The organism is Streptomyces sp. NPDC050433, assembly GCF_044458565.1.
GTDB lineage: Bacteria > Actinomycetota > Actinomycetes > Streptomycetales > Streptomycetaceae > Streptomyces.
The window spans coordinates 476,010-500,273 of record NZ_JBITIB010000002.1; the positions used below are offsets into that span (position 1 = coordinate 476,010).

21 protein-coding genes and 1 riboswitch are annotated in these 24,264 nt (G+C 70.5%); of the genes, 19 read left to right on the forward strand and 2 right to left on the reverse strand.

Annotated features, from left to right (window positions below):
- Positions 1 to 214 precede the first annotated feature (214 nt).
- The 7 genes from ACIBLA_RS04810 to ACIBLA_RS04840 all read left to right on the forward strand — a co-directional run bounded on the left by ACIBLA_RS04810 (position 215) and on the right by ACIBLA_RS04840 (position 7,359).
- Entirely contained in the window at positions 215 to 2,122 is a 1,908-nt protein-coding gene (locus ACIBLA_RS04810) for a DUF5941 domain-containing protein (RefSeq protein ID WP_399197751.1), read from the forward strand.
- Positions 2,119 to 2,856 carry a phosphocholine cytidylyltransferase family protein gene (locus tag ACIBLA_RS04815; RefSeq protein WP_363244814.1) on the forward strand — a complete coding sequence of 246 codons (738 nt, stop codon included), beginning with the start codon at positions 2,119 to 2,121 and terminating at the stop codon, positions 2,854 to 2,856. The genes ACIBLA_RS04810 and ACIBLA_RS04815 overlap by 4 nt, the downstream gene beginning before the upstream one ends.
- Positions 2,844 to 3,905, forward strand: coding sequence for an iron-containing alcohol dehydrogenase family protein (locus ACIBLA_RS04820; RefSeq protein WP_363244813.1), 1,062 nt, complete (start codon positions 2,844 to 2,846; stop codon positions 3,903 to 3,905). The genes ACIBLA_RS04815 and ACIBLA_RS04820 overlap by 13 nt, the downstream gene beginning before the upstream one ends.
- Positions 3,883 to 4,662 carry a CDP-alcohol phosphatidyltransferase family protein gene (locus tag ACIBLA_RS04825; protein ID WP_363244812.1) on the forward strand — a complete coding sequence of 260 codons (780 nt, stop codon included), beginning with the start codon at positions 3,883 to 3,885 and terminating at the stop codon, positions 4,660 to 4,662. The genes ACIBLA_RS04820 and ACIBLA_RS04825 overlap by 23 nt, the downstream gene beginning before the upstream one ends.
- 5 nt (positions 4,663 to 4,667) lie before the next feature.
- Positions 4,668 to 5,540, forward strand: a complete 873-nt coding sequence (locus ACIBLA_RS04830; RefSeq protein ID WP_363244811.1) for a glycosyltransferase — start codon at positions 4,668 to 4,670, stop codon at positions 5,538 to 5,540.
- 102 nt (positions 5,541 to 5,642) lie between these two features.
- Positions 5,643 to 6,581, forward strand: coding sequence for an ABC transporter permease (locus tag ACIBLA_RS04835; protein WP_363244810.1), 939 nt, complete (start codon positions 5,643 to 5,645; stop codon positions 6,579 to 6,581).
- Complete coding sequence (locus ACIBLA_RS04840; protein WP_363244809.1) at positions 6,574 to 7,359, forward strand: ABC transporter ATP-binding protein; 786 nt, start codon at positions 6,574 to 6,576, stop codon at positions 7,357 to 7,359. Before ACIBLA_RS04835 ends, ACIBLA_RS04840 begins: the two co-directional genes overlap by 8 nt.
- A 94-nt stretch (positions 7,360 to 7,453) precedes the next feature.
- Here ACIBLA_RS04840 and ACIBLA_RS04845 read toward each other — a convergent pair whose 3' ends face one another.
- A complete protein-coding gene (locus ACIBLA_RS04845) occupies positions 7,454 to 9,664 on the reverse strand; it encodes an MMPL family transporter (RefSeq protein ID WP_363246742.1) in 2,211 nt (736 codons plus the stop codon).
- Between the two features lie 87 nt (positions 9,665 to 9,751).
- On the opposite strand from ACIBLA_RS04845, the gene ACIBLA_RS04850 reads away from it, so the two are divergent.
- The 11 genes from ACIBLA_RS04850 (at position 9,752) to ACIBLA_RS04900 (ending at position 21,795) form a co-directional block, all read left to right on the forward strand.
- A complete protein-coding gene (locus ACIBLA_RS04850) occupies positions 9,752 to 10,447 on the forward strand; it encodes a TetR/AcrR family transcriptional regulator (RefSeq protein WP_363246730.1) in 696 nt (231 codons plus the stop codon).
- A 356-nt stretch (positions 10,448 to 10,803) separates the two neighbouring features.
- Positions 10,804 to 11,724, forward strand: a complete 921-nt coding sequence (hpnC, locus tag ACIBLA_RS04855; RefSeq protein ID WP_363246731.1) for a squalene synthase HpnC — start codon at positions 10,804 to 10,806, stop codon at positions 11,722 to 11,724.
- The gene (hpnD, locus tag ACIBLA_RS04860) at positions 11,721 to 12,671 is read left to right on the forward strand and encodes a presqualene diphosphate synthase HpnD (protein ID WP_363246732.1); all 951 of its coding nucleotides are present in this window, start codon (positions 11,721 to 11,723) and stop codon (positions 12,669 to 12,671) included. The genes hpnC and hpnD overlap by 4 nt, the downstream gene beginning before the upstream one ends.
- A 97-nt stretch (positions 12,672 to 12,768) precedes the next feature.
- Positions 12,769 to 14,154 (forward strand): hydroxysqualene dehydroxylase HpnE, encoded by a 1,386-nt coding sequence (hpnE, locus tag ACIBLA_RS04865; RefSeq protein WP_363246733.1) that lies wholly within the window; start codon positions 12,769 to 12,771, stop codon positions 14,152 to 14,154.
- Positions 14,155 to 14,231: 77 nt separating this feature from the next.
- The gene (locus ACIBLA_RS04870; RefSeq protein ID WP_363246734.1) at positions 14,232 to 15,326 is read left to right on the forward strand and encodes a polyprenyl synthetase family protein; all 1,095 of its coding nucleotides are present in this window, start codon (positions 14,232 to 14,234) and stop codon (positions 15,324 to 15,326) included.
- A gap of 153 nt (positions 15,327 to 15,479) precedes the next feature.
- Positions 15,480 to 17,552 (forward strand): squalene--hopene cyclase, encoded by a 2,073-nt coding sequence (shc, locus tag ACIBLA_RS04875; RefSeq protein WP_399197740.1) that lies wholly within the window; start codon positions 15,480 to 15,482, stop codon positions 17,550 to 17,552.
- Positions 17,552 to 18,277, forward strand: a complete 726-nt coding sequence (locus tag ACIBLA_RS04880) for a 1-hydroxy-2-methyl-2-butenyl 4-diphosphate reductase (RefSeq protein WP_399197741.1) — start codon at positions 17,552 to 17,554, stop codon at positions 18,275 to 18,277. Before shc ends, ACIBLA_RS04880 begins: the two co-directional genes overlap by 1 nt.
- A 5-nt stretch (positions 18,278 to 18,282) precedes the next feature.
- The gene (gene hpnH, locus ACIBLA_RS04885; protein WP_363246737.1) at positions 18,283 to 19,302 is read left to right on the forward strand and encodes an adenosyl-hopene transferase HpnH; all 1,020 of its coding nucleotides are present in this window, start codon (positions 18,283 to 18,285) and stop codon (positions 19,300 to 19,302) included.
- 115 nt (positions 19,303 to 19,417) lie between these two features.
- Positions 19,418 to 20,830, forward strand: a complete 1,413-nt coding sequence (locus ACIBLA_RS04890; RefSeq protein WP_399197742.1) for an aspartate aminotransferase family protein — start codon at positions 19,418 to 19,420, stop codon at positions 20,828 to 20,830.
- 78 nt (positions 20,831 to 20,908) lie between these two features.
- Entirely contained in the window at positions 20,909 to 21,559 is a 651-nt protein-coding gene (locus ACIBLA_RS04895; RefSeq protein WP_399197743.1) for a helix-turn-helix domain-containing protein, read from the forward strand.
- A gap of 53 nt (positions 21,560 to 21,612) precedes the next feature.
- Positions 21,613 to 21,795 carry a DUF6126 family protein gene (locus ACIBLA_RS04900; protein WP_399197744.1) on the forward strand — a complete coding sequence of 61 codons (183 nt, stop codon included), beginning with the start codon at positions 21,613 to 21,615 and terminating at the stop codon, positions 21,793 to 21,795.
- A 36-nt stretch (positions 21,796 to 21,831) separates the two neighbouring features.
- Here the strand turns inward: ACIBLA_RS04900 and ACIBLA_RS04905 are convergent, their stop codons facing one another.
- Positions 21,832 to 22,635, reverse strand: coding sequence for a tyrosine-protein phosphatase (locus ACIBLA_RS04905; RefSeq protein ID WP_399197752.1), 804 nt, complete (start codon positions 22,633 to 22,635; stop codon positions 21,832 to 21,834).
- Between the two features lie 419 nt (positions 22,636 to 23,054).
- A riboswitch (cyclic di-AMP (ydaO/yuaA leader) is annotated at positions 23,055 to 23,214 on the forward strand.
- Between the two features lie 3 nt (positions 23,215 to 23,217).
- Between ACIBLA_RS04905 and ACIBLA_RS04910 the strand changes: the two genes are divergently transcribed.
- The gene (locus ACIBLA_RS04910) at positions 23,218 to 24,129 is read left to right on the forward strand and encodes a LysM peptidoglycan-binding domain-containing M23 family metallopeptidase (protein ID WP_363246741.1); all 912 of its coding nucleotides are present in this window, start codon (positions 23,218 to 23,220) and stop codon (positions 24,127 to 24,129) included.
- Positions 24,130 to 24,264: the final 135 nt, after the last annotated feature.

Sequence of the window (24,264 nt, forward strand, 5' to 3'; positions counted from 1 at the left end):
ACGGTTTGTGAGGCGGGGCACCGATCGACAATGATGATCTCCCGGCGGGTCGGAATTGGCCCGGCTCGTGGTGTCCGGGGCGTCCGGGGCATGAACGGGTAGTGAACTCGGTCTTCCGTTCATCCGATAGCCTCTGCCGACATGCCGCCCGCCCGGACCCCCCTGGGCAGAGCCGCCGCGCGTCCGCCCTGTCAGTGTCAAGGAGTGAGTTCGTCTGTCGACCGCCATCCTCACCGGTACGCCGGTACCCGGATCGCCGCTCGAAGGCGATCTGCGGTCGCTGGGATTCGACGTGCGCACCGCGCCCGACGCGGCGGCGGCCCTCGGCCTGCTCGCCTCGGCGCCCGCCGCCGACCGCGTCGCCCTTGTCGATCAGCGCTTCGTCGGTCATCTCCACGCGCTGCGGCTGGCGTTGACCGATCCCCGGTTCCCGGCCGCGGCCGTCAACGGCGCGCTGACCGCCCAACCCGAGGCGCGAGCCGCGCTGACCGTGGCGCTGGCCACCGTGACCGACGGCACAGCCGTGGACCGTACGGACAGGGCCGCCGAGGCCCCCGCCGTACGGACCGGTGGCACCGGCCTGGTGACCGAGGCCGAACAGCCCGTCGAACTCCCCCTCGCCGACCGGGTGAGCGCCGCCCTCGAAGCCGACGGCACCGCCGTACAGCACCCCGAACTCGGCTCGCTCGTCGCCACCGTCCCCGACCGGCCGGCCGCCCGCGAACAGGCGCTGGCCGCCGTCGCGGCCGTCGACGACGAGGCCGTACGGCTGCGCTCCGCCGTGAAGGCACGCGACGGCTTCTTCACCACCTTCTGCGTCAGCCCCTACTCCCGCTACCTCGCCCGCTGGTGCGCCCGGCGCGGACTGACCCCCAACCAGGTCACCACCGCGTCCCTGTTCACCGCCCTGATCGCGGCAGGATGCGCGGCCACCGGCACCCGCGGCGGCTATGTCGCGGCCGGTCTGCTGCTGATCTTCTCCTTCGTCCTCGACTGTACCGACGGACAGCTGGCCCGCTACTCGCTGCGGTACTCCACGATGGGCGCCTGGCTGGACGCGACCTTCGACCGGGCCAAGGAGTACGCGTACTACGCGGGTCTCGCGATCGGCGCGGCCCGCGGCGGCGGTGACGACGTATGGACCCTCGCGCTGGCCGCGATGGTCCTCCAGTCCGTCCGCCACTTCGTGGACTTCTCCTTCAACGAGGCCAACGCCGACAGCACCGCCGCGACGGTCAACGGCAAGGCCGTCGTCGGCACCCCCACCACCGCCCTCTCCAGCAGACTCGACAGCGTCGGCTGGACCGTCTGGGTGCGCCGGATGATCGTCCTGCCGATCGGTGAGCGCTGGGCGATGATCGCGGTCCTCACGGCCCTGACCACTCCCCGGATCGTCTTCTACGCGCTCCTCGCCGGCTGCGCCTTCGCCGCCTGCTACACCACCGCCGGCCGCGTCCTGCGCTCGGTGACCCGCAAGGCCGTCCGCACCGACCGCGCCGCCCAGGCGCTCGCGGACCTCGCCGACTCGGGCCCGCTCGCCGAACTGGTCGCACGCGTCGTACGGCGCCCGGCCCGCCCGCTGCCCGGTGTGCTGCCTCTGCTGATCGCCGTCGCGGGCGGCACCGCCGCCGTCACCATGGCCGCCTTCGGCCCGCTCGACAGCCCTGTCCTCGTCCTCGGCGCCCTGGTGTACGTCGTGACCTCGGGGATCGCGGTCGCCCACCGGATGGGCGGCCCGCTCGACTGGCTCATCCCGCCGGTCTTCCGGGCGACCGAGTACAGCACCGTCCTGATCTTCGCCGCCCGCGCCGACGTCCCCGGTGCCCTGCCCGCCGCGTTCGGGCTGGTCGCGGCGGTCGCCTACCACCACTACGACACGGTGTACCGCATCCGTGGCGGCGCCGGAGCCCCGCCCCGCGGGCTGGTCCGGTCGCTCGGCGGACACGAGGGCCGCACGCTGCTCGTCGCCGTGCTCGCCGCCTTCTCCACGACCGCATTCGACCTCCCGCCGGGACTGACGGTGCTCGCCGTCGTCGTCGCCGTGATCGCGCTCACGGAGTCCATCCAGTTCTGGGTGTCCTCCGGCGCCCCCGCCGTACACGACGAAGGAGAAACCGCATGATCGGCCTCGTACTGGCAGCTGGTGCCGGAAGGCGCCTGCGCCCCTACACCGACACGCTCCCCAAGGCCCTCGTCCCGGTCGACGGCGACACGACCGTCCTCGACCTCACACTGGGCAACTTCGCCGAGATCGGGCTCACCGAGGCCGCGATCGTCGTCGGCTACCGCAAGGAGGCCGTGTACGAGCGCAAGGCCGCCCTGGAGGCGAAGTACGGCCTCACGCTCACCCTGGTCGACAACGACAAGGCCGAGGAGTGGAACAACGCCTACTCCCTCTGGTGCGCCCGTGACGTCATCAAGCGGGGTGTGATCCTCGCCAACGGCGACACCGTCCACCCCGTCTCCGTCGAGCGCACACTGCTCGCCGCGCGCGGCGAGGGCCGGAAGATCATCCTCGCCCTCGACGCGGAGAAGCACCTCGCCGACGAGGAGATGAAGGTCATCGCCGAGCCGGACAAGGGCGTGCGGCGCATCACGAAGCTGATGGACCCCGCCACCGCCACCGGCGAGTACATCGGCGTCACCCTCATCGAGCCCGAGGCCGCCGACGAACTCGCCGACGCCCTCAGGACCACGTTCGAGCGCGACCCCGGCCTCTACTACGAGGACGGCTACCAGGAACTCGTGGACAGAGGCTTCACCATCGACGTCGCCCCCATCGGCGACGTCCCCTGGGTGGAGATCGACAACCACGACGACCTCGCGAAGGGCCGTGTCATCGCGTGCCAGTACTGACCCGACTCATCCCGTCCCCGGTCGTCGTCGACATCACCCGCGGCGCCATGGACGACCTCGCCGGCCTCCTCGCCGACCAGCGGATCTCCGCGTCCGGCAAGCTCGCCATCGCGATCAGCGGCGGCTCGGGGCAGGCCCTGCGCGAGAAGCTGTCACCGCTGCTGCCGGGCGCCGCCTGGTACGCCGTCGCCGACGGCACGATCGACTCCGCCGTGAAGCTCGCCGACGACATAAAGGGCAAGCGGTACGACGCGGTGGTCGGGCTCGGCGGCGGCAAGATCATCGATGTCGCGAAGTACGCCGCCGCACGGGTCGGGCTGCCGATGGTCTCCGTCGCCACCAACCTCGCCCACGACGGCCTGTGTTCACCGGTCGCCACCCTGGACAACGACAACGGCCGCGGCTCCTACGGCGTGCCGATGCCGATCGCGATGGTCATCGACCTCGATGTCGTACGCGAGGCCCCGGCCCGCTTCGTACGCTCCGGCATCGGCGACGCCATCTCCAACCTCTCGGCGATCGCCGACTGGGAGCTGTCGCACGAGATCAACGGCGAACCGGTGGACGGGCTGGCCGCCGCCATGGCCCGTACCGCCGGCGAGTCCGTCCTGCGCCACCCCGGCGGCGTCGGCGACGACGAATTCCTCACCGTGCTCTCCGAGGCGCTGGTCCTGTCCGGCATCGCCATCTCGATCAGCGGCGACACCCGCCCCTCGTCCGGCGCCTGCCACGAGATCAGCCACGCCTTCGACCTGCTCCACCCCAAGAGGGCCGCGAGCCACGGCGAGCAGGTAGGCATCGGCGCCGCCTTCGCGATGCATCTGCGCGGCGCGCGCGAGCAGGCGGGGCTCATCGCCGAGGTCCTGCGCAGACACGAACTGCCGGTGCTGCCCGAGCAGATCGGCTTCACCGCCGACGAGTTCGTCCAGGCCGTCGAATACGCACCGCAGACCCGTCCGGGCCGCTTCACGATTCTTGAGCACCTCGACCTGTCCACCGACCAGATCAGGGACGCGTACGCCGACTATGCCACGACCATCAGTAGCTGAACTCCGTCCGGTCGTTCACCCTCCGGGCGTCAAGGACCGGCGGAGCGGCGAGCACTGGGGCGGCCGGCTCTACATGCGGGAGGTCTCCCTGCGTGTCGACCGGTACCTGGTGAACACGCGGGTCACGCCGAACCAGGTGACCTACGTGATGACCGTCGCCGGCGCCCTCGCGGCCCCCGCCCTCCTGGTGCCGGGGATCACGGGCGCGGTGCTCGGCGTGCTGATGGTCCAGCTCTATCTGCTGCTCGACTGTGTCGACGGTGAGATCGCCCGCTGGAAGAAGCAGTACTCGATGACCGGGGTCTATCTGGACCGGGTCGCCGCCTATCTGTGCGACGCCGCCGTCCTGGTCGGCTTCGGGCTGCGCGCCGCCGACCTGTGGGGCACCGGACGGATCGACTGGCTGTGGGCCTTCCTCGGTACGCTCGCCGCCCTCGGCGCCATCCTGATCAAGGCCGAGACGGACCTGGTCGGCGTCGCCCGCCACCAGCAGGGCCTGCCGCCGGTCAAGGAGTCCGCCTCCGAGCCGCGCTCGTCCGGCATGGCGCTGGCCCGCAGGGCGGCCGGGGCGCTGAAGTTCCACCGGCTCATCCTCGGCATCGAGGCGTCCCTGCTGATCCTCGTCCTGGCGATCCTGGACTCGATCAGGGACGACCTGTTCTTCTCCCGTCTCGGCGTCGCCGTGCTGGCCGGTATCGCGCTCCTCCAGGCCGTGCTGCACCTCGTGTCGATCCTCGCCTCCAGCAGGCTGAGGTGAGTGACATGCGTCTCGGTGCGGTGATCATCACCATGGGCAACCGCCCCGACGATCTGCGCGCCCTCATCGACTCCGTGGCCAAGCAGGACGGCGATGCGATCGACGTCGTGGTCGTCGGCAACGGCGCCCCGGTCGGCGACGTGCCCGACGGCGTACGGACCATCGAGCTGCCCGACAACCTCGGCATCCCCGGCGGCCGTAACGTCGGCATCGAGGCCTTCGGCCCCTCCGGCTCCGACGTGGACGTCCTGCTCTTCCTCGACGACGACGGCCTGCTGCCCGGCACCGACACCGCCGAACTGGTCCGCACGGCGTTCGCCGCCGACCCGGTCCTCGGTATCGTCAGCTTCCGGATCGCCGACCCCGACACCGGCCTCACCCAGCGCCGCCACGTCCCCCGGCTGCGCGCCTCCGACCCGCTGCGGTCCTCCCGCGTGACGACCTTCCTGGGCGGCGCCAACGCCGTCCGTACGAAGGTCATCGCCGAGGTCGGCGCCCTGCCCGGCGACTTCTTCTACGCCCACGAGGAGACGGACCTGGCCTGGCGGGCGCTGGACGCCGGCTGGATGATCGACTACCGCGCGGACATGGTGCTCTTCCACCCCACGATGCCGCCGTCGCGGCACGCGGTGTACCACCGCATGGTGGCCCGCAACCGGGTCTGGCTCGCACGCCGCAACCTGCCCGCGCCCGTCGTCCCCGTCTATCTCGGCGTCTGGATCCTGCTCACCCTGGCCCGCCGCCCCACCGTCCCCGCGCTCAAGGCATGGTTCGGCGGTTTCCGGGAAGGCTGGACAACTCCGTGCGGTCCCCGCAGGCCCATGAAGTGGCGTACGGTGTGGCGGCTGACCCGACTGGGCCGACCGCCTGTCATCTGACAGGCTCGGTTCTGAGACCATCGGGAGATATAACTTCCGGGTCACGGCCGTCCATGCTCGTGCCCGACCGGCTGCGCATCTTGAACACGAAAGTTTCAACTTGTGAGTGACACAACCCATGACGGCGCGATCGCCATGAGCGCGCCGCCGTCTCCCGACGACGGTCTGTCCTCGACCGAACTTGCCGCCAAGTACGGCCTGTCGGTGAGCGGTGCCCGTCCGGGACTGGCCGAGTACATCCGCAAACTGTGGGGCCGGCGCCATTTCATCTTCGCCTTCTCCCAGGCGAAGCTGACGGCCCAGTACAGCCAGGCGAAGCTCGGCCAGCTCTGGCAGGTGGCGACCCCGCTGCTCAATGCCTTCGTCTACTTCTTGATCTTCGGTCTGATCCTGAACGCCGGCCGCGGGATGGAGATCCGCGTCTACATCCCGTTCCTGGTGACGGGCGTGTTCGTGTTCGCCTTCACACAGACGTCCGTGATGGCGGGCGTGAAGTCGATCTCGGGCAATCTGGGGCTGGTGCGGGCCCTGCACTTCCCGCGTGCCTCGCTGCCCATCTCCTTCGCGCTCCAGCAGCTCCAGCAGCTGATGTTCTCGATGATCGTGTTGCTGGTCGTGGTGGTCGCCTTCGGCAGCCTGCCGGGCCTGTCCTGGCTGCTGGTGCTGCCCGTCCTGGTGCTCCAGTTCTTCTTCAACACCGGTCTGGCGCTGATCATGGCCCGGCTGGGCAGCAAGACGCCCGACCTCGCCCAGCTCATGCCGTTCATCATGCGCACCTGGATGTACGCGTCCGGAGTGATGTTCTCCATCCCGCTGATGCTCGCCAACAAGCCGGACTGGCCGAGCTGGATCGTCGACGTCCTCCAGTACAACCCCGCCGCCATCTACATGGACCTCATCCGCTTCGCGCTGATCGACGGTTACGGCCCCGAGAACCTGCCCCAGCACGTGTGGGCCTCAGGTCTCGCCTGGTCGCTCCTCGTCGGCATCGCGGGCTTTGTGTACTTCTGGAAGGCTGAGGAACGGTACGGCCGTGGCTGACCTCAACGAGCAGGGACGTGTCCCCACCGTCATCGCCGACGACGTGCACATCGTGTACCGCGTCAACGGCGGCGGCGGTGGCAAGGGCAGCGCGACCGCGGCACTGAGCCGCATACTCAGGCGCGACAAGGACGAGTCGCGCGGAGTCCGCAAGGTCCACGCCGTCAGGGGCGTCACCTTCACCGCGTACCGCGGCGAGGCGATCGGCCTGATCGGCACCAACGGCTCCGGCAAGTCGACCCTGCTGCGCGCCATCGCGGGGCTGCTGCCCACCGAGCACGGCAAGGTGTACACCGACGGCCAGCCCTCGCTTCTCGGTGTGAACGCCGCGCTGATGAACGATCTCACCGGCGAGCGCAACGTCATCCTCGGCGGTCTGGCCATGGGAATGTCGCGCGAGCAGGTGCGCGAGCGCTACCAGTCGATCGTCGACTTCTCCGGCATAAACGAGAAGGGCGACTTCATCACGCTGCCGATGCGGACGTACTCCTCGGGTATGGCGGCCCGGCTCCGTTTCTCCATCGCGGCGGCCAAGGACCACGACGTCCTGATGATCGACGAGGCCCTGGCCACCGGTGACCGCAAGTTCCAGATCCGCTCCGAGGCGCGGATCCGCGAGCTGCGGAAGGAAGCGGGCACGGTCTTCCTGGTCAGTCACAGCAACAAGTCGATCAGGGACACCTGCGACCGTGTGCTGTGGCTGGAGAAGGGCGAGCTGCTGATGGACGGCCCGACGGACGAGGTGCTCAAGGCGTACGAGAAGGAGACCGGCAAGTAGGCGTGTCTCCACGGGAGTTCGAGCCCCGCATCGACCGAGGCGGCCCCCGCCGGACTGGATCCGGCGGGGGCCGCCTCGGCGTGTGTACGCGTGGTCAGACACCGGCCGGGGTGCGCTCCGGCTCCCTGGCGGCGGGCTCCTCGGCGAGGCCCACCTTGCCGTGCAGGGTGCGCAGCGCGGACGGCGCGTACCAGGCCCCGCGTCCCAGCAGCCGCATCACGGCCGGTACGAGCACACCGCGCACGGCGACCGCGTCGATGACGATCGCCAGACCGGTCCCGATGCCGAACATCTGGAGGAAGCTGATCTGGCTCGTACCGAAGGCGAAGAAGCTCACGGCCAGCAGCCCGGCCGCCATGCTGACGATGCGCCCGGTGCGGGCCAGGCCCTGGGTGACGGTCGTGGTCCCGTCCGCGCCCGCGTCGTGCAATTCCTTCATCCGGCTGGTGACGAACACCTCGTAGTCCATCGACAGTCCGAAGACGACGCAGAACAGCAGCACGGTCATGGAGGTGTCCATGGGCTGTGGCGTGAAGCCCAGCAGCGACGAGAGATGGCCGTCCTGGAAGATCCACACCATCGCGCCGACCGCGGCCGACAGGCTGATCGTGTTGAGCAGCAGCGCACGCAGCGGCTGGACGACGCTGCCGGTGAACAGGAACAGCAGGACGAAGGTCGTCACGACGACCAGCCCGACCGCCAGCGGCAGCCGGTCACCGATGGACTGCCGGGAGTCGACCAGCACCGCGTCCACGCCGCCGACCAGCAGCTCGGTGCCAGCGGGCCGCTCCAGCGCCCGGATGTCCGCCACCAGGTCCTGTGCGGCGCCGGACTTGGGCACCGTGTCGGTGACGACCACCAGGCGCTGCGCGTCCGGCCGGCCGAGGCCCGCGTTGGCCGGGCCCGGCTCCTGGCTCCGCCCGTCGGTGTACGTACCGGCGGAGGCGTCGACGCGTACCACACCGTCGAGCCGGGACACCTCGCCCGCGTACGCCGCCAGCGGCCCGGCACCGACGGCCGACGTGCTCACGATCTGCACGGCGCCGGCCTCGTCGGTGGGGAAGTCGTCCCGGACGGCGGTCGCGACCTGGCGGCCTGCCGCCTCCTCGGGCAGCACCCGCTCGTCGGGTGTGCCGAACGTGACACCGAGCAGCGGGCTCGCGACGAGCAGCAGCACGGCGAGCACCGGCAGGGCGGTGAGGGCGGGACGGCGCATGACGAGCGCGGCGAGCCGCCCCCAGAACGGCGCGTCCGAGCGCCGTACGGTACGAGCCCAGGGCACCCGGCCCTTGTTGACCCGGTGGCCGAGCACGGCGAGCAGCGGCGGCACGACGAACAGGGCGGCGACGACCGCGATCGCGACCACGCCGATCCCCGCGTAGGCGAAGGAGCGCAGGAAGTACTGCGGGAAGACGAGCAGCGCGGCGAGCGCGGCGGCGACGGTGGCGGCCGAGAACAGGATCGTGCGCCCGGCCGTCCGCACGGTGGCGCGCAGCGCGTCGGGGACCTCGTCGCCCGCGGTGAGCTGTTCACGGAAGCGGCTCACGAGCAGGAGCGCGTAGTCGATGCCGAGGCCGAGGCCCAGCGCGGTGGTCAGGTTGATCGCGAAGACCGACACGTCGGTCACGCTGCCGAGGACGAAGAGCAGCGCGAAGGTGCCGACGATCGCGATCAGCCCGATGACCAGGGGCAGCATGGCGGCCACCAGGCTGCCGAAGGCGAGTACCAGCAGCAGGAGCGTCACCGGTACGGCGATCGCCTCGGCGACGGCGAGGTCGCCGGAGACCTGGCCGCCGATGTCGATGCCGATGGCGGTCGCGCCGCCCGCCCGGACCTGGACACCGTCGTGCTCGCCGCTGTAGCGGTCGATCAGCTCCTCGGCGCGTTCGGTGCGCTGCGACTCGTCGCCCTTCACATGGAGGGCGACGAGTGCTTCGCCGCCGCTCTCCGAGATGAGACGCGGGCTCTTGGTGTCCCAGTACGACACCACGTTGCTCACGGTGGGGTCGTTCTTGAGGCCGGCGGTGATGGCGCGGCCCTGCTCGTCGACGGCGAGGGAGCCGGGCCCCTGCCGGCCGCTCCCTTCCTCGCCGATCAGAAACAGCAGATTGGTCTGGCCTCCGAACTTCTCGTCGATCTGGACGGCGGCCCGCGACGACTGCGCGTCCGGGTCCTCGAATCCGCCGCCGAGAAGCTTGCCGAAGGCGCCCGCGCCGAGGGCGCCCATGGCGACCACGGTGACGGTGGTCAGTACGAGTAGGAGCCGCGACCTCTTCAGGGCCAGCTCAGCGATCGTGGACAGCACGGGATCCCCCATCCAGGAATGTTAACGGCGTCAACACTGACTCTGGCAGGGGATGTTAATGCTGTCAACATCGGGCAGGATGAAGGCATGGCGAACAACCGGGCGAACCAGGGAGGCAAGGCCGGCTATCACCACGGCGACCTGCGCAACGCGCTGATCGGAGCCGGGGTGGAGCTCGCGACCGACGGGGGGCCGGCCAAGGTGGTCCTGCGTGAGGTCGCCCGCCGCGCGGGCGTCTCGGCCACCGCCGCCTACCGCCACTTCGCCGGCCAGGGCGATCTGCTCCTCGCCGTCAAGATCCAGGCGCAGCAGATGCTCGCGGACGCCATGGAACGGGTCGCCGCGGCGGCGCCCGGCGCGGACGACCCCGGTCTGGCCGCGGAACAGCGGCTGGCGGCGATCGGCCGGGGCTACGTCGGCTTCGCCCTGGACCAGCCCGGCCTCTTCCGTACGGCCTTCTCCCACTCGCTGCAGGACGGCGACGAGGGTGTGGGCGATGGTTGGGGTGGTGTGACGCCGCCCGCCGACAGCCCTCAGTACCGCTCGTACAACCTGCTCACCAAGGCGCTGGACGAGCTGGTCGCCACCGGCCGTATGCCCGCCCACAACCGCCCCGGCGCCGAGGCCGCCGCCTGGTCGACGGCGCACGGCCTCGCGATGCTCGTCCTCGACGGGCCGATGCGCCGGCTTCCGGCCACGGACCTGGCCGCCGTCATCGAGCGCACGACCGACACGATCGTGGCCGGCCTGCTGGTGCCCCGAGACCGGCCCGGCGGAGCGTGAGCCGGGGCCGTAGGGCCCGTCAATCGTCAAACTTCCGTCAAGTCCCGTGCCGCTGAGGAAGGTTGTACGGATCCGTGGTGTTGTCGTGGTGCGCGAGGTCCCCCGGCGCGGCCGAGGGTGTTGTACGACGTAAGCTGTAGCGGTGCTGATTCGTGGCAAGAGCGGCGATACGTCCGTGAGCCCCGGTTGACCGGCTGCGGATCCGCCCATATCGGCGGTATCCCAGTCGCCAGGCCGCGCGGCGTGTCCGAAATGGGATGTTTGGGTCGGCAGTGTAGAACGGGAGACGTGACGGCAATGACGGTTGATCTCCAGCTCCGCGAGGGTCGCGCCGTCCCCGCAGCAGGCGGACCGCAGTGACGGGGGCCGCCCAGAGGCAGACCGAGACCTCCTCGCGAGCCACCCTCGACAAGGCGTCCGGTGAGAACTTTCCCGTCGCCCCCTTCTTCCTGCCGCGCACCTGGCGCGAAGACCTGATGGCTGTCTACGGCTACGCCCGCCTCGTCGACGACATCGGCGACGGCGACCTCGCACCCGGCGGCGCCGACGCCCGTCACCTCGGCCTCGACCCCGCCATGACGGACAACAGGCTCGCCATGCTGGACGCCTTCGAAACCGACCTGCGCCGGGTGTTCGACCCGGCGGGCCCGGCCCCCCGCCACCCGCTGCTGCGGGGCATCGTCCCGACCGTACGGCGCCACGCGCTCACGCCCGAGCCGTTCCTCGGCCTGATCGAGGCCAACCGCCAGGACCAGTCCGTACGGCGCTACGGCACCTACGACGACCTCCTCGCCTACTGCGAACTCTCCGCCAACCCCGTCGGCCGTCTCGTCCTCGCCATCACCGGCACCGCGACCCCCGAGCGCGTCCGACGCTCCGACGCCGTCTGCACCGGGCTCCAGATCGTCGAGCACCTCCAGGACGTCGCCGAGGACCTGGCGAGCGACCGGATCTATCTCCCGGCCGACGACATGAAGCGGTTCCATGTCACCGAGGCGGACCTCGCCGCACCGACCGCGAACGCGTCCGTCCGCAGCCTGATCGCCTTCGAGGCCGATCGCGCCCGTCAACTCCTGGACGAGGGAGGGCCGTTGGTCCACAGCGTGCGCGGCAGGCTCCGACTGCTGCTCGCCGGATTCGTCGGCGGGGGGCGCGCCGCCCTCTCCTCCGTCGCCGCCGTCGGACACGATGTACTGCCCGGACCGCCCAAAGCCACCACACCGCGTCTGCTGCGTGAAGTGGGAGCAGTCCTGCGGAAAACGCACAGAAAGGGGTGAGCCGGATCGTGGAGGAACAGACCCCCGTGTCGGCGCCGGTAGAGGCCGCGTACAGCTACTGCGAGGCCATCACCGGGCAGCAGGCCCGTAATTTCGCCTATGGCATCCGGCTGCTGCCCGCCGACAAGCGGCAGGCCATGTCGGCGCTCTACGCGTTCTCGCGGCGCGTCGACGACATCGGCGACGGCACGCTGGAGCCCGGCGCCAAGCAGTCCAGGCTCGAAGACACCCGCGGCCTCCTCGGGCGGATCAGAAACGGCCGCGTCGAGGAGGACGACACCGACCCCGTCGCCGTCGCGCTCGCCGACGCGGCCCGCCGCTTCCCGCTCCCGCTCGGCGGCCTCGACGAACTGATCGACGGCGTCCTGATGGACGTCAAGGGCGAGACGTACGAGACATGGGACGACCTCAAGATCTACTGCCGGTGCGTCGCCGGAGCCATCGGCAGACTCTCGCTCGGGGTCTTCGGCACCGACCCCGCCGCACCGGGCGCCGAGCGCGCGTCCGAGTACGCCGACACCCTCGGCCTGGCGCTCCAACTGACCAACATCCTGCGTGACGTACGCGAGGACGCGAGCAACGGGCGGGTCTATCTGCCCGCCGACGATCTCGCCAAGTTCGGCTGCTCGGCCGGTTTCGACAGCGCCGCCCCTCCCGCCGGCTCCGACTTCACCGGGCTCGTCCACTTCGAGGTCAGACGCGCCCGCGCGCTGTTCGCCGAGGGCTACCGGCTGCTGCCCATGCTCGACCGGCGCAGCGGTGCCTGCGTCGCCGCCATGGCGGGCATCTACCGCCGGCTCCTCGACCGCATCGAGCGCGACCCCGAAGCCGTCCTGCGCGGCCGGGTCTCGCTGCCGGGCCGCGAGAAGGCGTACGTCGCGGTGCGTGGCCTCTCCGGACTCGACGCCAGGAGCATCTCCCGGCAGAGCGTCAGGAGGCGTCCGTGACGCCGCTGTCCCGCGCCGGCGGCGACGCCCGTGCGCCGCGATCAACCTTCCGGGTACCTGCCGCGTCCCTGACTGAGACAGTCAGGGGTGAGGGCGCATGACGACACCGGGCAGAACGGCGTCGCGCCACGCCGTCGTCGTCGGCGGCGGCATCGCCGGTGTCACCGCCGCACTCCAGCTCGCCGACGCCGGAGTGCGTGTCACGCTCGTCGAGGGCCGCCCGCGCCTCGGCGGACTCGCCTTCTCCTTCACCCGCGGCGAGTTGACCGTCGACAACGGCCAGCATGTGTATCTGCGCTGCTGCACCGCCTACCGCTGGTTCCTCGACCGTGTCGACGGCGCGGCCCTCGCCCCCCTGCAGGACCGGCTCGACGTACCCGTGCTGGACGTGGGACGCGACCGGCCGCGGGTCGGACGGCTGCGCCGCGACTCGCTGCCCGTGCCGCTGCACCTCGCCGGAGGGCTCGCGACCTACCCGCACCTCTCGTTCGCCGAGAAGGCCTCCGTAGGACGCGCCGCCCTCGCCCTCAAGGCGCTCGACCCGGCCGACCCCGCGCTCGACGGCATCGACTTCGCGACCTGGCTCGGCCGCCACGGCCAGTCGCCGCGCGCCGTCGAGGCCCTGTGGGACCTCGTCTGCGTCGCCACGCTCAACGTCCGCGCCGCGCAGGCCTCCATGGGGCTGGCCGCGATGGTCTTCAAGACCGGACTGCTCTCCGAGCGCGGCGCCGCCGACATCGGCTGGGCACGCGTGCCGCTCGGCGACGTGCACGACACGCTGGCCCGCAAGGCCCTCGACTCCGCGGGCGTACGCACCGAACTGCGCACCCGTGTCACGGCCGTGGCCCGGACCGAGGACGGGCGCTGGAGCGTCGACGTACCGGGCGAGAGCATCGAGGCGGACACGGTGATCCTCGCCGTACCGCAGCGCGAGACACACGCGCTGCTGCCCGACGGCGCGCTCGACCAACCGGGCCGGCTCCTGGACATCGGCACGTCGCCGATCCTCAACGTGCATGTCGTCTACGACCGCAAGGTGCTGCGCCGCCCCTTCTTCGCCGCGCTCGGCACCCCCGTCCAGTGGGTCTTCGACCGCACGGACGCCTCGGGTCTGAAGGACGGCCAGTACGTGGCGCTCTCGCAGTCGGCCGTGGCGGACGAGATCGACCTGCCCGTCGCGGAGCTGCGTGCCCGCTATCTGCCTGAGCTGAAACGTCTCCTCCCGGCCGCGAGAAGCGCCGAGGTGCGGGACTTCTTCGTCACGCGGGAGCGGACGGCGACGTTCGCCCCCACGCCCGGCGTGGGCCGGCTTCGCCCCGCCGCGCGCACCCGTGCGCCCGGCGTCTTTCTCGCCGGGGCGTGGACCGATACCGGCTGGCCCGCGACTATGGAAGGTGCGGTCCGCAGCGGTTTCAACGCGGCGGGTGCGGCCCTGTCCGAACTCGGCCGTACCCATCTGCATCCGCTGCGGGAGGCCGCATGAGGCCGGAGGCGGCCGTGACGGACACGGCGACGACGAGCGCGGCGGGGATGAGCGCGGCGAGGACGCGTACGGGACCCATGAGTACTGCAACAAGAGGAGAGACCGTGCCGACTGTGCCCCCGGCGAATCAGGCTGTCGACACCGCGGACGTCGTCGCGCTGCTGGAGCGCGGCCGTGCCCTGTCCGCCCCCGTGCTGCGGGCCGCCGTCGACCGGCTCGCGCCGCCGATGAACACCGTCGCCGCCTACCACTTCGGCTGGATCGACTCCAAGGGCCGGCCCGCCGACGGCGACGGCGGCAAGGCCCTGCGCCCCGCGCTCGCCCTGGTGTCGGCGGAGGCCGCCGGATCGGCGGCCGAGACCGGTGTCCCCGGCGCCGTCGCCGTGGAACTGGTGCACAACTTCTCGCTGTTGCACGACGACCTGATGGACGGCGACGAGCAGCGCCGCCACCGCGACACCGTCTGGAAGGTGCACGGCCCCGCCCAGGCGATCCTCGTCGGTGACGCGCTCTTCGCGCTCGCCAACGAGATCCTGCTGGAGATCGGCACCGCCGAGGCCGGCCGTGCCACCCGCAGGCTCACCACCGCCACCCGCAAACTGATCGACGGCCAGGCGCAGGACATCTCCTTCGAGCACCGCGAGCGGGTCACCGTCGAGGAGTGCCTGGAGATGGAGGGCAACAAGACGGGCGCGCTGCTCGCCTGCGCCGTCTCCATCGGCGCCGTCCTCGGCGGGGCCGACGACCGCACGGCCGACATCCTGGAGTCGTACGGCCACCACCTCGGCCTCGCCTTCCAGGCCGTTGACGACCTGCTCGGCATCTGGGGCGACCCCGGAGCCACCGGCAAGCAGACATGGAGCGATCTGCGCCAGCGCAAGAAGTCCCTGCCGGTCGTCGCCGCTCTCGCCGCGGGCGGTCCCGCGTCGGAACGGCTCGCCGAACTGCTGGCCGCCGACGCCAAGAGCAACGACTTCGCCAGCTTCTCGGAGGAGGAGTTCGCGACCAGGGCCGCACTCATCGAGGAGGCGGGCGGCCGGGAGTGGACCTCGCAGGAGGCCCGCAGGCAGCACACCGTCGCCATCGAGGCCCTGAGCGGCGTGGACATGCCCGAACGGGTCCGTGCGCAGCTCACCGCGCTCGCGGACTTCGTCGTCGTACGAAAGAGATGATCACCATCGCCAATCGCATATCCACGCTCACCGGAGGCTGACGGACCGTCAGCCTCCGTAGTCGCCGTTCGTCAGGGTCGTCATTTCCACTCGATCCGGCGGACGACGGAGACCCCAGCACAGCAGAGGACCAACTGCACGTAAGGGGAAGCCATGACAGCGACGACCGACGGAAGCACCGGGGCCGTGGGACCCCGTGCTGCCGCGGCGAGCGAACCGTCCGACACCACTCCCGTCGCGAGCGACATCGGAGAGGCCGCACGGCGTGCCACCGCACGATCCGTCGAGCATCTGCTCGGCCGTCAGGACGCCCAGGGCTGGTGGAAGGGCGATCTGGAGACCAACGTGACCATGGACGCCGAGGATCTGCTGCTCCGTCAGTTCCTCGGTGTGCAGGACGCGAAGACCACCGAGGCGGCCGGCCGGTTCATCCGGGGCGAGCAGCGCGCCGACGGGACCTGGGCCACCTTCTACGGCGGTCCCGGCGAACTCTCCACCACCATCGAGGGATACGTCGCGCTCCGCCTCGCCGGGGACAGACCCGACGACCCGCACATGGCGCGCGCCGCCGCCTGGATCAGGGAGCAGGGGGGCATCGCCGAAAGCCGGGTCTTCACCCGGATCTGGCTCGCGCTCTTCGGCTGGTGGAAGTGGGACGACCTGCCCGAGGTACCGCCCGAACTGATCTTCCTGCCCAAGTGGTTCCCGCTGAACATCTATTCGTTCGGCTGCTGGGCGCGGCAGACCATCGTGCCGCTCACGATCGTCTCGGCCCTGCGTCCCGTCCGTCCCGCGCCTTTCGCGCTCGACGAGCTGCACACGGATGCCAACCGTCCGAACCCTACCAAGCCCCTTGCGGCGGCGGCCAGTTGGGACGGAATCTTCCAGCGGATCGACAAGGCGCTGCACCTCTACCACAAGGTCGCGCCGCGCGTCGTACGCCGCACGGCGATGAACGCGGCGGCCCGCTGGATCGTCGAACGCCAGGAGAACGACGGCTGTTGGGGCGGCATCCAGCCCCCGGCCGTCTACTCGGTCATCGCCCTGCATCTGCTCGGTTACGACCTGAAGCACCCGGTGATGCGCGCCGGACTCGAATCGCTCGACCGCTTCGCCGTCTGGCGCGAGGACGGCGCGCGCATGATCGAGGCCTGTCAGTCCCCGGTGTGGGACACCTGTCTCGCCACGATCGCGCTGGCCGACGCCGGCGTGGGCGCGGACCATCCCGCGCTCCTCAAGGCGGCTGAGTGGATGCTGGACGAGCAGATCGTCCGCTCCGGCGACTGGGCCGTCCGCAGGCCCGGACTTCCGCCCGGCGGCTGGGCGTTCGAGTTCCACAACGACAACTACCCGGACATCGACGACACCGCCGAGGTCATCCTCGCCCTGCGCCGGGTGACCCACCCGGACACCGTGCGCATGGACAGGGCCGTCGAGCGCGGCGCGCGCTGGACCCTCGGCATGCAGTCGAAGAACGGCGCCTGGGGCGCCTTCGACGCCGACAACGTCAGCCCGTTCCCGAACCGCCTGCCGTTCTGCGACTTCGGCGAGGTCATCGACCCGCCGTCGGCCGACGTCACCGCGCACGTCGTGGAGATGCTGGCGTACGAGGGCCTGGCCCAGCACCCCCGCACCCGGCGCGGCATCGAGTGGCTGCTGGCCGAACAGGAGGCGGACGGCGCCTGGTTCGGCCGCTGGGGCGTCAACTACGTGTACGGGACCGGGTCCGTCGTACCGGCGCTCGTCGCCGCCGGGCTGCCCGTCGGCCATCCCGCCGTCCGCCGCGCGGTCCGCTGGGTCGAGTCCGTGCAGAACGACGACGGCGGCTGGGGCGAGGACCTGCGCTCGTACCGCGAGGAGAAGTGGATCGGGCACGGCGCCTCGACCGCCTCGCAGACCGCGTGGGCGCTGCTCGCGCTCCTCGCCGCCGGGCGCCACGACACACCGGCCGTCGAGCGCGGTGTCGCCTGGCTCGTGGCGGCCCAGCGGGAGGACGGCTCCTGGGACGAGCCGTACTTCACCGGCACCGGGTTCCCGTGGGACTTCTCCATCAACTACCACCTCTACCGGCAGGTGTTCCCGCTCACGGCGCTCGGCCGGTACGTCAACGGGGAGCCGCATCTGGATCGCGCCCCCGACCGCGCCGCGCTGCTCGGGGACGGCCGGGCGGGGAACGCCGAGGAGCGACGGCCCGACAGCCGGGCGGACAGCCGCAAGGGGGCCTGATGGACTCTCCCCCCGACAGAGCGGCCCCCGCCGAGGAATCCGACAGGGCGGGCGACCCGGCCGCCGCGCCGCTCGCCACCCCGCTGCTGATCGCCTGCGCCCTCGGCATCGAGCAGCTTGCCCTGCGCAGTGGCCTGCGGGGCGCTCTGCCGGGCCGGGACGACCGGACCGGCGACACCGGGCCCGTCACCGTGCTCCGTACGGGTATGGGCCCCAAGAACGCCGAGCGTGCGACGGCGCGTGCGCTCGGAACGGACCGGAACAGGGACGCGGCCGTCGTCGCGTCCGGATTCTGTGCCGGCCTGGTCCCCGGCATGCGGCCGGGGGACCTGATCGTCGCCGACGAGACCCGAGGTCCCCACGGCTCGTCCCCCTGCACGGGTACGGGGCTGCTCGTGGAGGCGCTGTCCCGTGCGCTGCCCGGACGTACGGTCCATACCGGCCCGCTGACCGGATCCGACCATGTGGTGCGCGGCCCCGAGAGGGCCGGGCTGCGCGCCACGGGAGCCGTCGCCGTGGACATGGAGTCCGCCGCCACGCTCCTCAGTGCTCTGAGCGCCGGGTCCGGCCCGGTTGCGGCCGTACGGGTGGTCGTGGACGCTCCAGAGCATGAGCTAGTCCGAATTGGCACAGTTCGCGGTGGAATATCAGCTTTCCGTGTCCTTCGTGCCGTCATTCCGGCTTTTCTTGAATGGCACCGTTCTTTGCTGCTCCCCAGGAGGTGAGCTAGATGGCCATGCCGCTCCGTCAGACCATCAGGGTCGGGACGTACCTCGTCGAACAGAAGCTCCGCAAGCGCGAGAAGTTCCCCCTCATCGTCGAGCTGGAACCCCTCTTCGCCTGCAATCTCGCGTGTGAGGGCTGCGGCAAGATCCAGCACCCGGCCGGGGTCCTGAAGCAGCGTATGCCCGTGGCGCAAGCGGTGGGGGCGGTGCTCGAATCCGGGGCGCCGATGGTCTCCATCGCCGGCGGCGAGCCGCTGATGCACCCTCAGATCGATGAGATCGTCCGGCAGTTGGTGGCGAAGAAGAAGTACGTCTTCCTCTGCACCAACGCGATGCTGATGCGTAAGAAGTTGGACAAGTTCACGCCGTCGCCGTACTTCGCGTTCGCCGTGCACATCGACGGCCTGCGCGAGCGGCACGACGAGTCCGTCGCCAAGGAAGGGGTCTTCGACGAGGCCGTGGAGGCGATGAAGGAGGCCAAGAAGCGCGGCTTCCGGGTCACCACCAACTCCACCTTCTTCAACACCGACACCCCGCAGACCATCATCGAGGTCCTGAACTACCTCAACGACGACCTGAAGGTCGACGAGATGATGATCTCGCCCGCCTACGCCTACGAGAAGGCACCCGACCAGGAGCACTTCCTGGGCGTCGAGCAGACGCGGGAGCTGTTCAAGAAGGCGTTCGCCGGCGGCAACAGGGGGCGCTGGCGCCTGAACCACTCACCGCTCTTCCTGGACTTCCTGGAAGGCAAGGCCGACTTCCCGTGCACGGCCTGGGCGATTCCCAACTACTCACTCTTCGGCTGGCAGCGCCCCTGCTATCTGATGAGCGACGGGTACGTCCCGACGTACAGGGAACTGATCGAGGAGACCGACTGGGACAAGTACGGCCGCGGCAAGGACCCGCGCTGCGCCAACTGCATGGCGCACTGCGGCTACGAGCCGACGGCCGTACTCGCCACCATGGGCTCCCTCAAGGAGTCGCTGCGCGCGGTTCGGGAGACGGTCTCCGGGAGCAAGTGACACCGGCGGCCCGTGACGTCATGGTCGCCTGAGGGACAGTGGCGCCCGTCGCCGCTGTCCCTCAGGTGACCTGACCGGTAGTCAGCGCCGCACTGACGCGCAAGGAGAACACGCAATGTCCGAGCAGGCGACGCCCGGCGCACCGGGCAAGGGGTTCGACCTCGCGAAGCTGCTGGCCGAACGGGGCGGTGAGCGCTACGAGTTGCACACCGCGCACCTGAACCACCAACTCCCGCGCATGCTGCGGACCATCGGCTTCGACAAGGTCTACGAGCGCGCCGAGGGCGCCTACTTCTGGGACGCCGAGGGCAACGACTACCTCGACATGCTCGCCGGGTTCGGCGTGATGGGGCTCGGCCGGCACCACCCCGTCGTACGCAAGGCCCTGCACGACGTCCTCGACGCCTCGCTCGCCGACCTCACCCGCTTCGACTGCCAGCCGCTGCCCGGCCTGCTCGCCGAGAGACTGCTCGCGCACAGCCCGCACCTGGACCGGGTCTTCTTCGGCAACAGCGGTACGGAAGCCGTGGAGACCGCGCTGAAGTTCGCCCGGTACGCCACCGGGAAGCCCAGGATTCTCTACTGCTCGCACGCTTTCCACGGCCTGACCACCGGCTCGCTCTCCGTCAACGGCGAGGACGGCTTCCGCGACGGCTTCGCGCCGCTGCTCCCCGACACCGCGCTCGAGATCGGTGATCTCGACGCGCTGGAGCGGGAGTTGAAGCGAGGCGACGTCGCCGGGTTCGTCGTCGAACCGATCCAGGGCAAGGGCGTGAACGCGACACCGCCCGGCTTCCTGCGGGCCGCACAGGAGTTGCTGCGTCGGCACAAGGCGCTGCTCATCGCCGACGAGGTGCAGAGCGGGCTCGGCAGGACCGGCGACTTCTACGCGTACCAGCACGAGGAAGGCGTCGAGCCGGACCTGGTGTGTGTGGCGAAGGCGCTCTCCGGCGGCTATGTGCCGGTCGGCGCGACCCTCGGCAGGGACTGGATCTTCAAGAAGGTCTACTCCTCGATGGACCGGGTGCTGGTCCACTCGGCCAGCTTCGGATCCAACGCGCAGGCGATGGCGGCGGGCCTGGCCGTCCTGTCGGTGATCGAGGACGAGCAGATCGTCGCCAACGCCCGCGCGACCGGTGATCTGCTGCGGTCGCGGCTGGCCGCGCTGGTCGACCGGTACGAGCTGCTGAGCGAGGTGCGCGGCCGGGGGCTGATGATCGGCATCGAATTCGGGCGGCCGACGTCGATCGGGCTGCGGAGCCGATGGGCGATGCTCCAGGCGGCCCGGAAGGGTCTCTTCGCGCAGATGGTCGTGGTGCCGCTGCTCCAGAAGCACCGCATCCTCACGCAGGTCTCGGGGGACCACCTCGAAGTGATCAAACTGATTCCGCCGCTGACCATCGGTGAACCGGAGGTCGACCGCTTCATGACGGCCTTCACGGCCGTGATGGACGACGCGCACAGCGGCGGCGGGCTGATGTGGGACTTCGGCAGAACCCTGGTGAAGCAGGCCATCGCCAACCGGTGAGCGGGGAAGGCGCCGATGTCGGTTTGCCTCTGAGGCAAGGAATTTGCCTCAGAGGAAAATCACTGGCGCAATGGAGCCATGAACCACCCCGCAGCAGCCTCTGAGCACACGAGCCCCGAGCCCCACGCCACCGACGCCACGGCGGACGACCTGCCGGACGTCGCCCCCCGGCTGCGAGAACTGCGGCACGGCCGGGGCCTCACATTGGAGGCCGCCGCCGGCCGGGCCGGGCTCTCCCCGGCCCACCTCTCCCGGCTGGAGACCGGGCGGCGCCAGCCCTCACTGCCGATGCTGCTCGGTCTGGCCCGCGTCTACGGTACGACGGTCTCCGAGCTGCTCGGCGAGGAGCCGCCCGAGCGCGATCCCGTCATCCGAGCCGCGCGGGCGGAACCCGTGGAGGCCGACGGCTGGATCTACCGCCAGGCGGGCAGCTCGTCCGGCCGCGCGATGCAGCCGCTGCGGGTGACGGTGCCGTACGGGGCGCAGGGCGACCTCGTCCGCGTCCATCCGGGGGAGGAGTGGATCCATGTCCTTCAGGGGCGGCTGCGGCTGGGCCTCGGGGACGCCGTCCATGTGCTCGATCCGGGGGACAGCGCCCACTTCGACTCGACGACACCGCACCGCCTCGCGGCGGCCGGTCCCGGCGGCACCGAGTTGCTGTTCGTACACACCCTGCTGACCAGCCCGGTCGCCGAGCTGTGCCTGCCGGGCGGGGCCCACCGCCGCTGAGACGGCGTCAGCTCCGACCAGAACACCTCCACCAGATCAGAGAGGCCTTCGCCGTGCCCGAGAACCCACCCGAGCAGCGCCAGGAGCCGTCGCCCGAGGCGTCGCCCGCCGAGTCGGTCATGGATGAGGAGAGCAACTTCCCGCGCGGCCTCGCCCTCCGGCTGTTCATCTACCTGGTGGCCGGCCACGCGGTCGCCGGGTTCCTCTGGCTGCTCTTCGAGGCGGGCGCCAAGTGAGCCCGCCAAGTGAGCCCTGGTAGTCCCTCGTAGGTCCTAGCCTTCGTCCACGAGACGTGCCCGCAGCCGCTCGCGCGCCTCGTCCGTCAGCCCCAAGCCGTCCGCGAGATAGCGGTCGACGCTGCCCCACGTCTCCTCCATCGTCGTGAACGCCGTTTCGAGGTACGCGGCGCGCGCGTCGAAAAGCGGGGCCAGCAACTCCAGGACCTCCGGCGAAGTCCCCTCGGGCGACGGGTCGCCGCGGCGCACCAGGTACCTGCGGTGCGGGTCGTTGGACTTCAGATAGTCGGCCTCGATCGCGTCCCGCTCCACGCCCACGGCAAGCAGCGACACCGCGATGGAGAGCCCCGCCCTGTCCTTGCCCGCCGCGCAGTGCATCAGGGCGGGCAGGCTCTCCTCGGCCAGCGCGTGCAGCACCTGCCGGTGCTCGGCGGTGCGGTCCAGGATGATCGAACGGTACGAAGCGGACATCCGGGCCACGCCCTTGCCGTCCGCGAGGATCGACCGCAGCTGATCGAGATCGCCGTGGCGGACCATCTTCCAGAACTCGGTCCCGTCGGCCGGGTCGGTGAGCGGAATGTTCACATTGCGTACGCCGACCAGCTCCACGTCCAGGCCGTCGAGCTTCTGGTCGGCCGCGTTGCGGAAGTCGAAGACCGTGTGCAGCCCCAGCGACGTCAGGAACGCCGTGTCCTCGGGGGTGGCGTGCGCGAGGTGGCCGCTGCGGAAGAGTCGTCCGTACCGTACGAGCCGCCCGTCGACGGTCGGCAGACCGCCCACGTCGCGGAAGTTCCGGACACCGGCCAGCTCGGGCTCGGCCGGCGGGACCTGCTGCGGCACGTCGTGCGTCACGTGGGCTCCTCCGCGTTTGCGGTCGGCGCTGGTCGCCGACGCTGTCGCTGTCGCGCTCCGACTTTACGACATGGGGTCTTGCGGAAATGACCTCACGAATAGGGCTTCTGTCCGTATTGGGTGATTGTGTATAACGTGCCCTGATCGCAGGGGGGATGGGGGTAGATCGTCCTCGGTTGGTGAGCCAGATCATATCCGTGACGGTGTGTGGCGGCGTCCGGAAGGGGAATTGGGACGGCGCACGGAATTCGAAGATCCGTAATCCACGCAGGGTGACCGCTCGAGGCGGCCGATATTCGAGGGTGGATTGCCGAGGAATACCAACGGCTTGTACCGGTCGGCCCACCCGGATTACGGTCACCGCAATCCGAGCGGATCGCCGAATCCTGCCGCCGTTCGGAATCCGCATCCACCCAGCACTCATCCATGTGTGGCAGGAGCGGGGGACCCAGGTAGAACGCCGGTCCGGATATCCGGACGGCTTGGGGTGAAGTCGCGTCTCCGCGCGGCCGGGCATCTCCAGCCCGAACCCGACAGCTCACCTCGTAGGCGCCGGAGAAGGAAATCGCCATGCCCGCAAAGGGTAAGCACCGCCGTCCGAGGACCAACCCGATCACGCGCGGAATTGTCGCCGCCGGAGCGGGTGGCGCGGTCATCGCCATTCCGCTCATCGGTGCCACAGGCGCCCACGCCGCCGAGCAGACCGCCGCCGCCCCGTCCGCCGCGCACGCCGCTTCCGCCGCGCAGACGGCCCAGCAGGCCGCCGCCGCCAAGACCGTGAAGACGTACTCAGTCACCGCGGGCGACTACCTCGCCAAGATCGCCGAGACGCAGAAGGTCAGCGGCGGCTGGCAGAAGCTGTACGAGGACAACCGCGAGGCCGTCGGTGACGACCCGTCGCTGATCCATCCGGGCCTGAAGCTCACCATCGGCGCCAAGGCCACGGCGGACTCCGAGGGCAAGGCCGAGGCCACCCCGAAGAAGAAGGCCGCGCCCAAGAAGAAGGCCGCTCCCGCGAAGCCCGCCCCGAAGGCCGACACCACGGCGAACCAGCCGGCGGCGCAGAGCAACAGCTCCGGCTACACCGCCCCCGTCGACGGAGCGACCACCACCACCGCCTACCGCGCGGCCGGCGGCAGCTGGGCCAGCGGCTACCACACCGGCGTGGACTTCGCGGCCTCGTCGGGCACCACCGTCAAGGCGGTCGGCCCCGGCACCGTCGTCTCGGCCGGCTGGGCCGGGTCGTACGGCAACGAGGTCGTCATCCAGCACGAGGACGGCCAGTACTCGCAGTACGCCCACCTCTCCTCGCTCAGCGTCTCGGCGGGCCAGAGTGTCGGCGGCGGCGACCAGATCGGCCTCTCCGGTTCCACCGGCAATTCCACCGGTCCGCACCTGCACTTCGAGATCCGCACCGGTCCGAGTTACGGCTCCGACGTCGACCCGCTGGCGTACCTGCGCGAGCACGGCGTTTCTCTCTGAGCCCTTCGCAATAGGTCGTGGGGGGGGCCCCCGCGGGCCGCCCCCCACCGGATGAGGAATGAAGGCGGGGGGCAATTTTGAACGGGGGGGCCCGGGACCAAAACCCGGCCACAAATTTAAGCGGTGGGGGGCCGC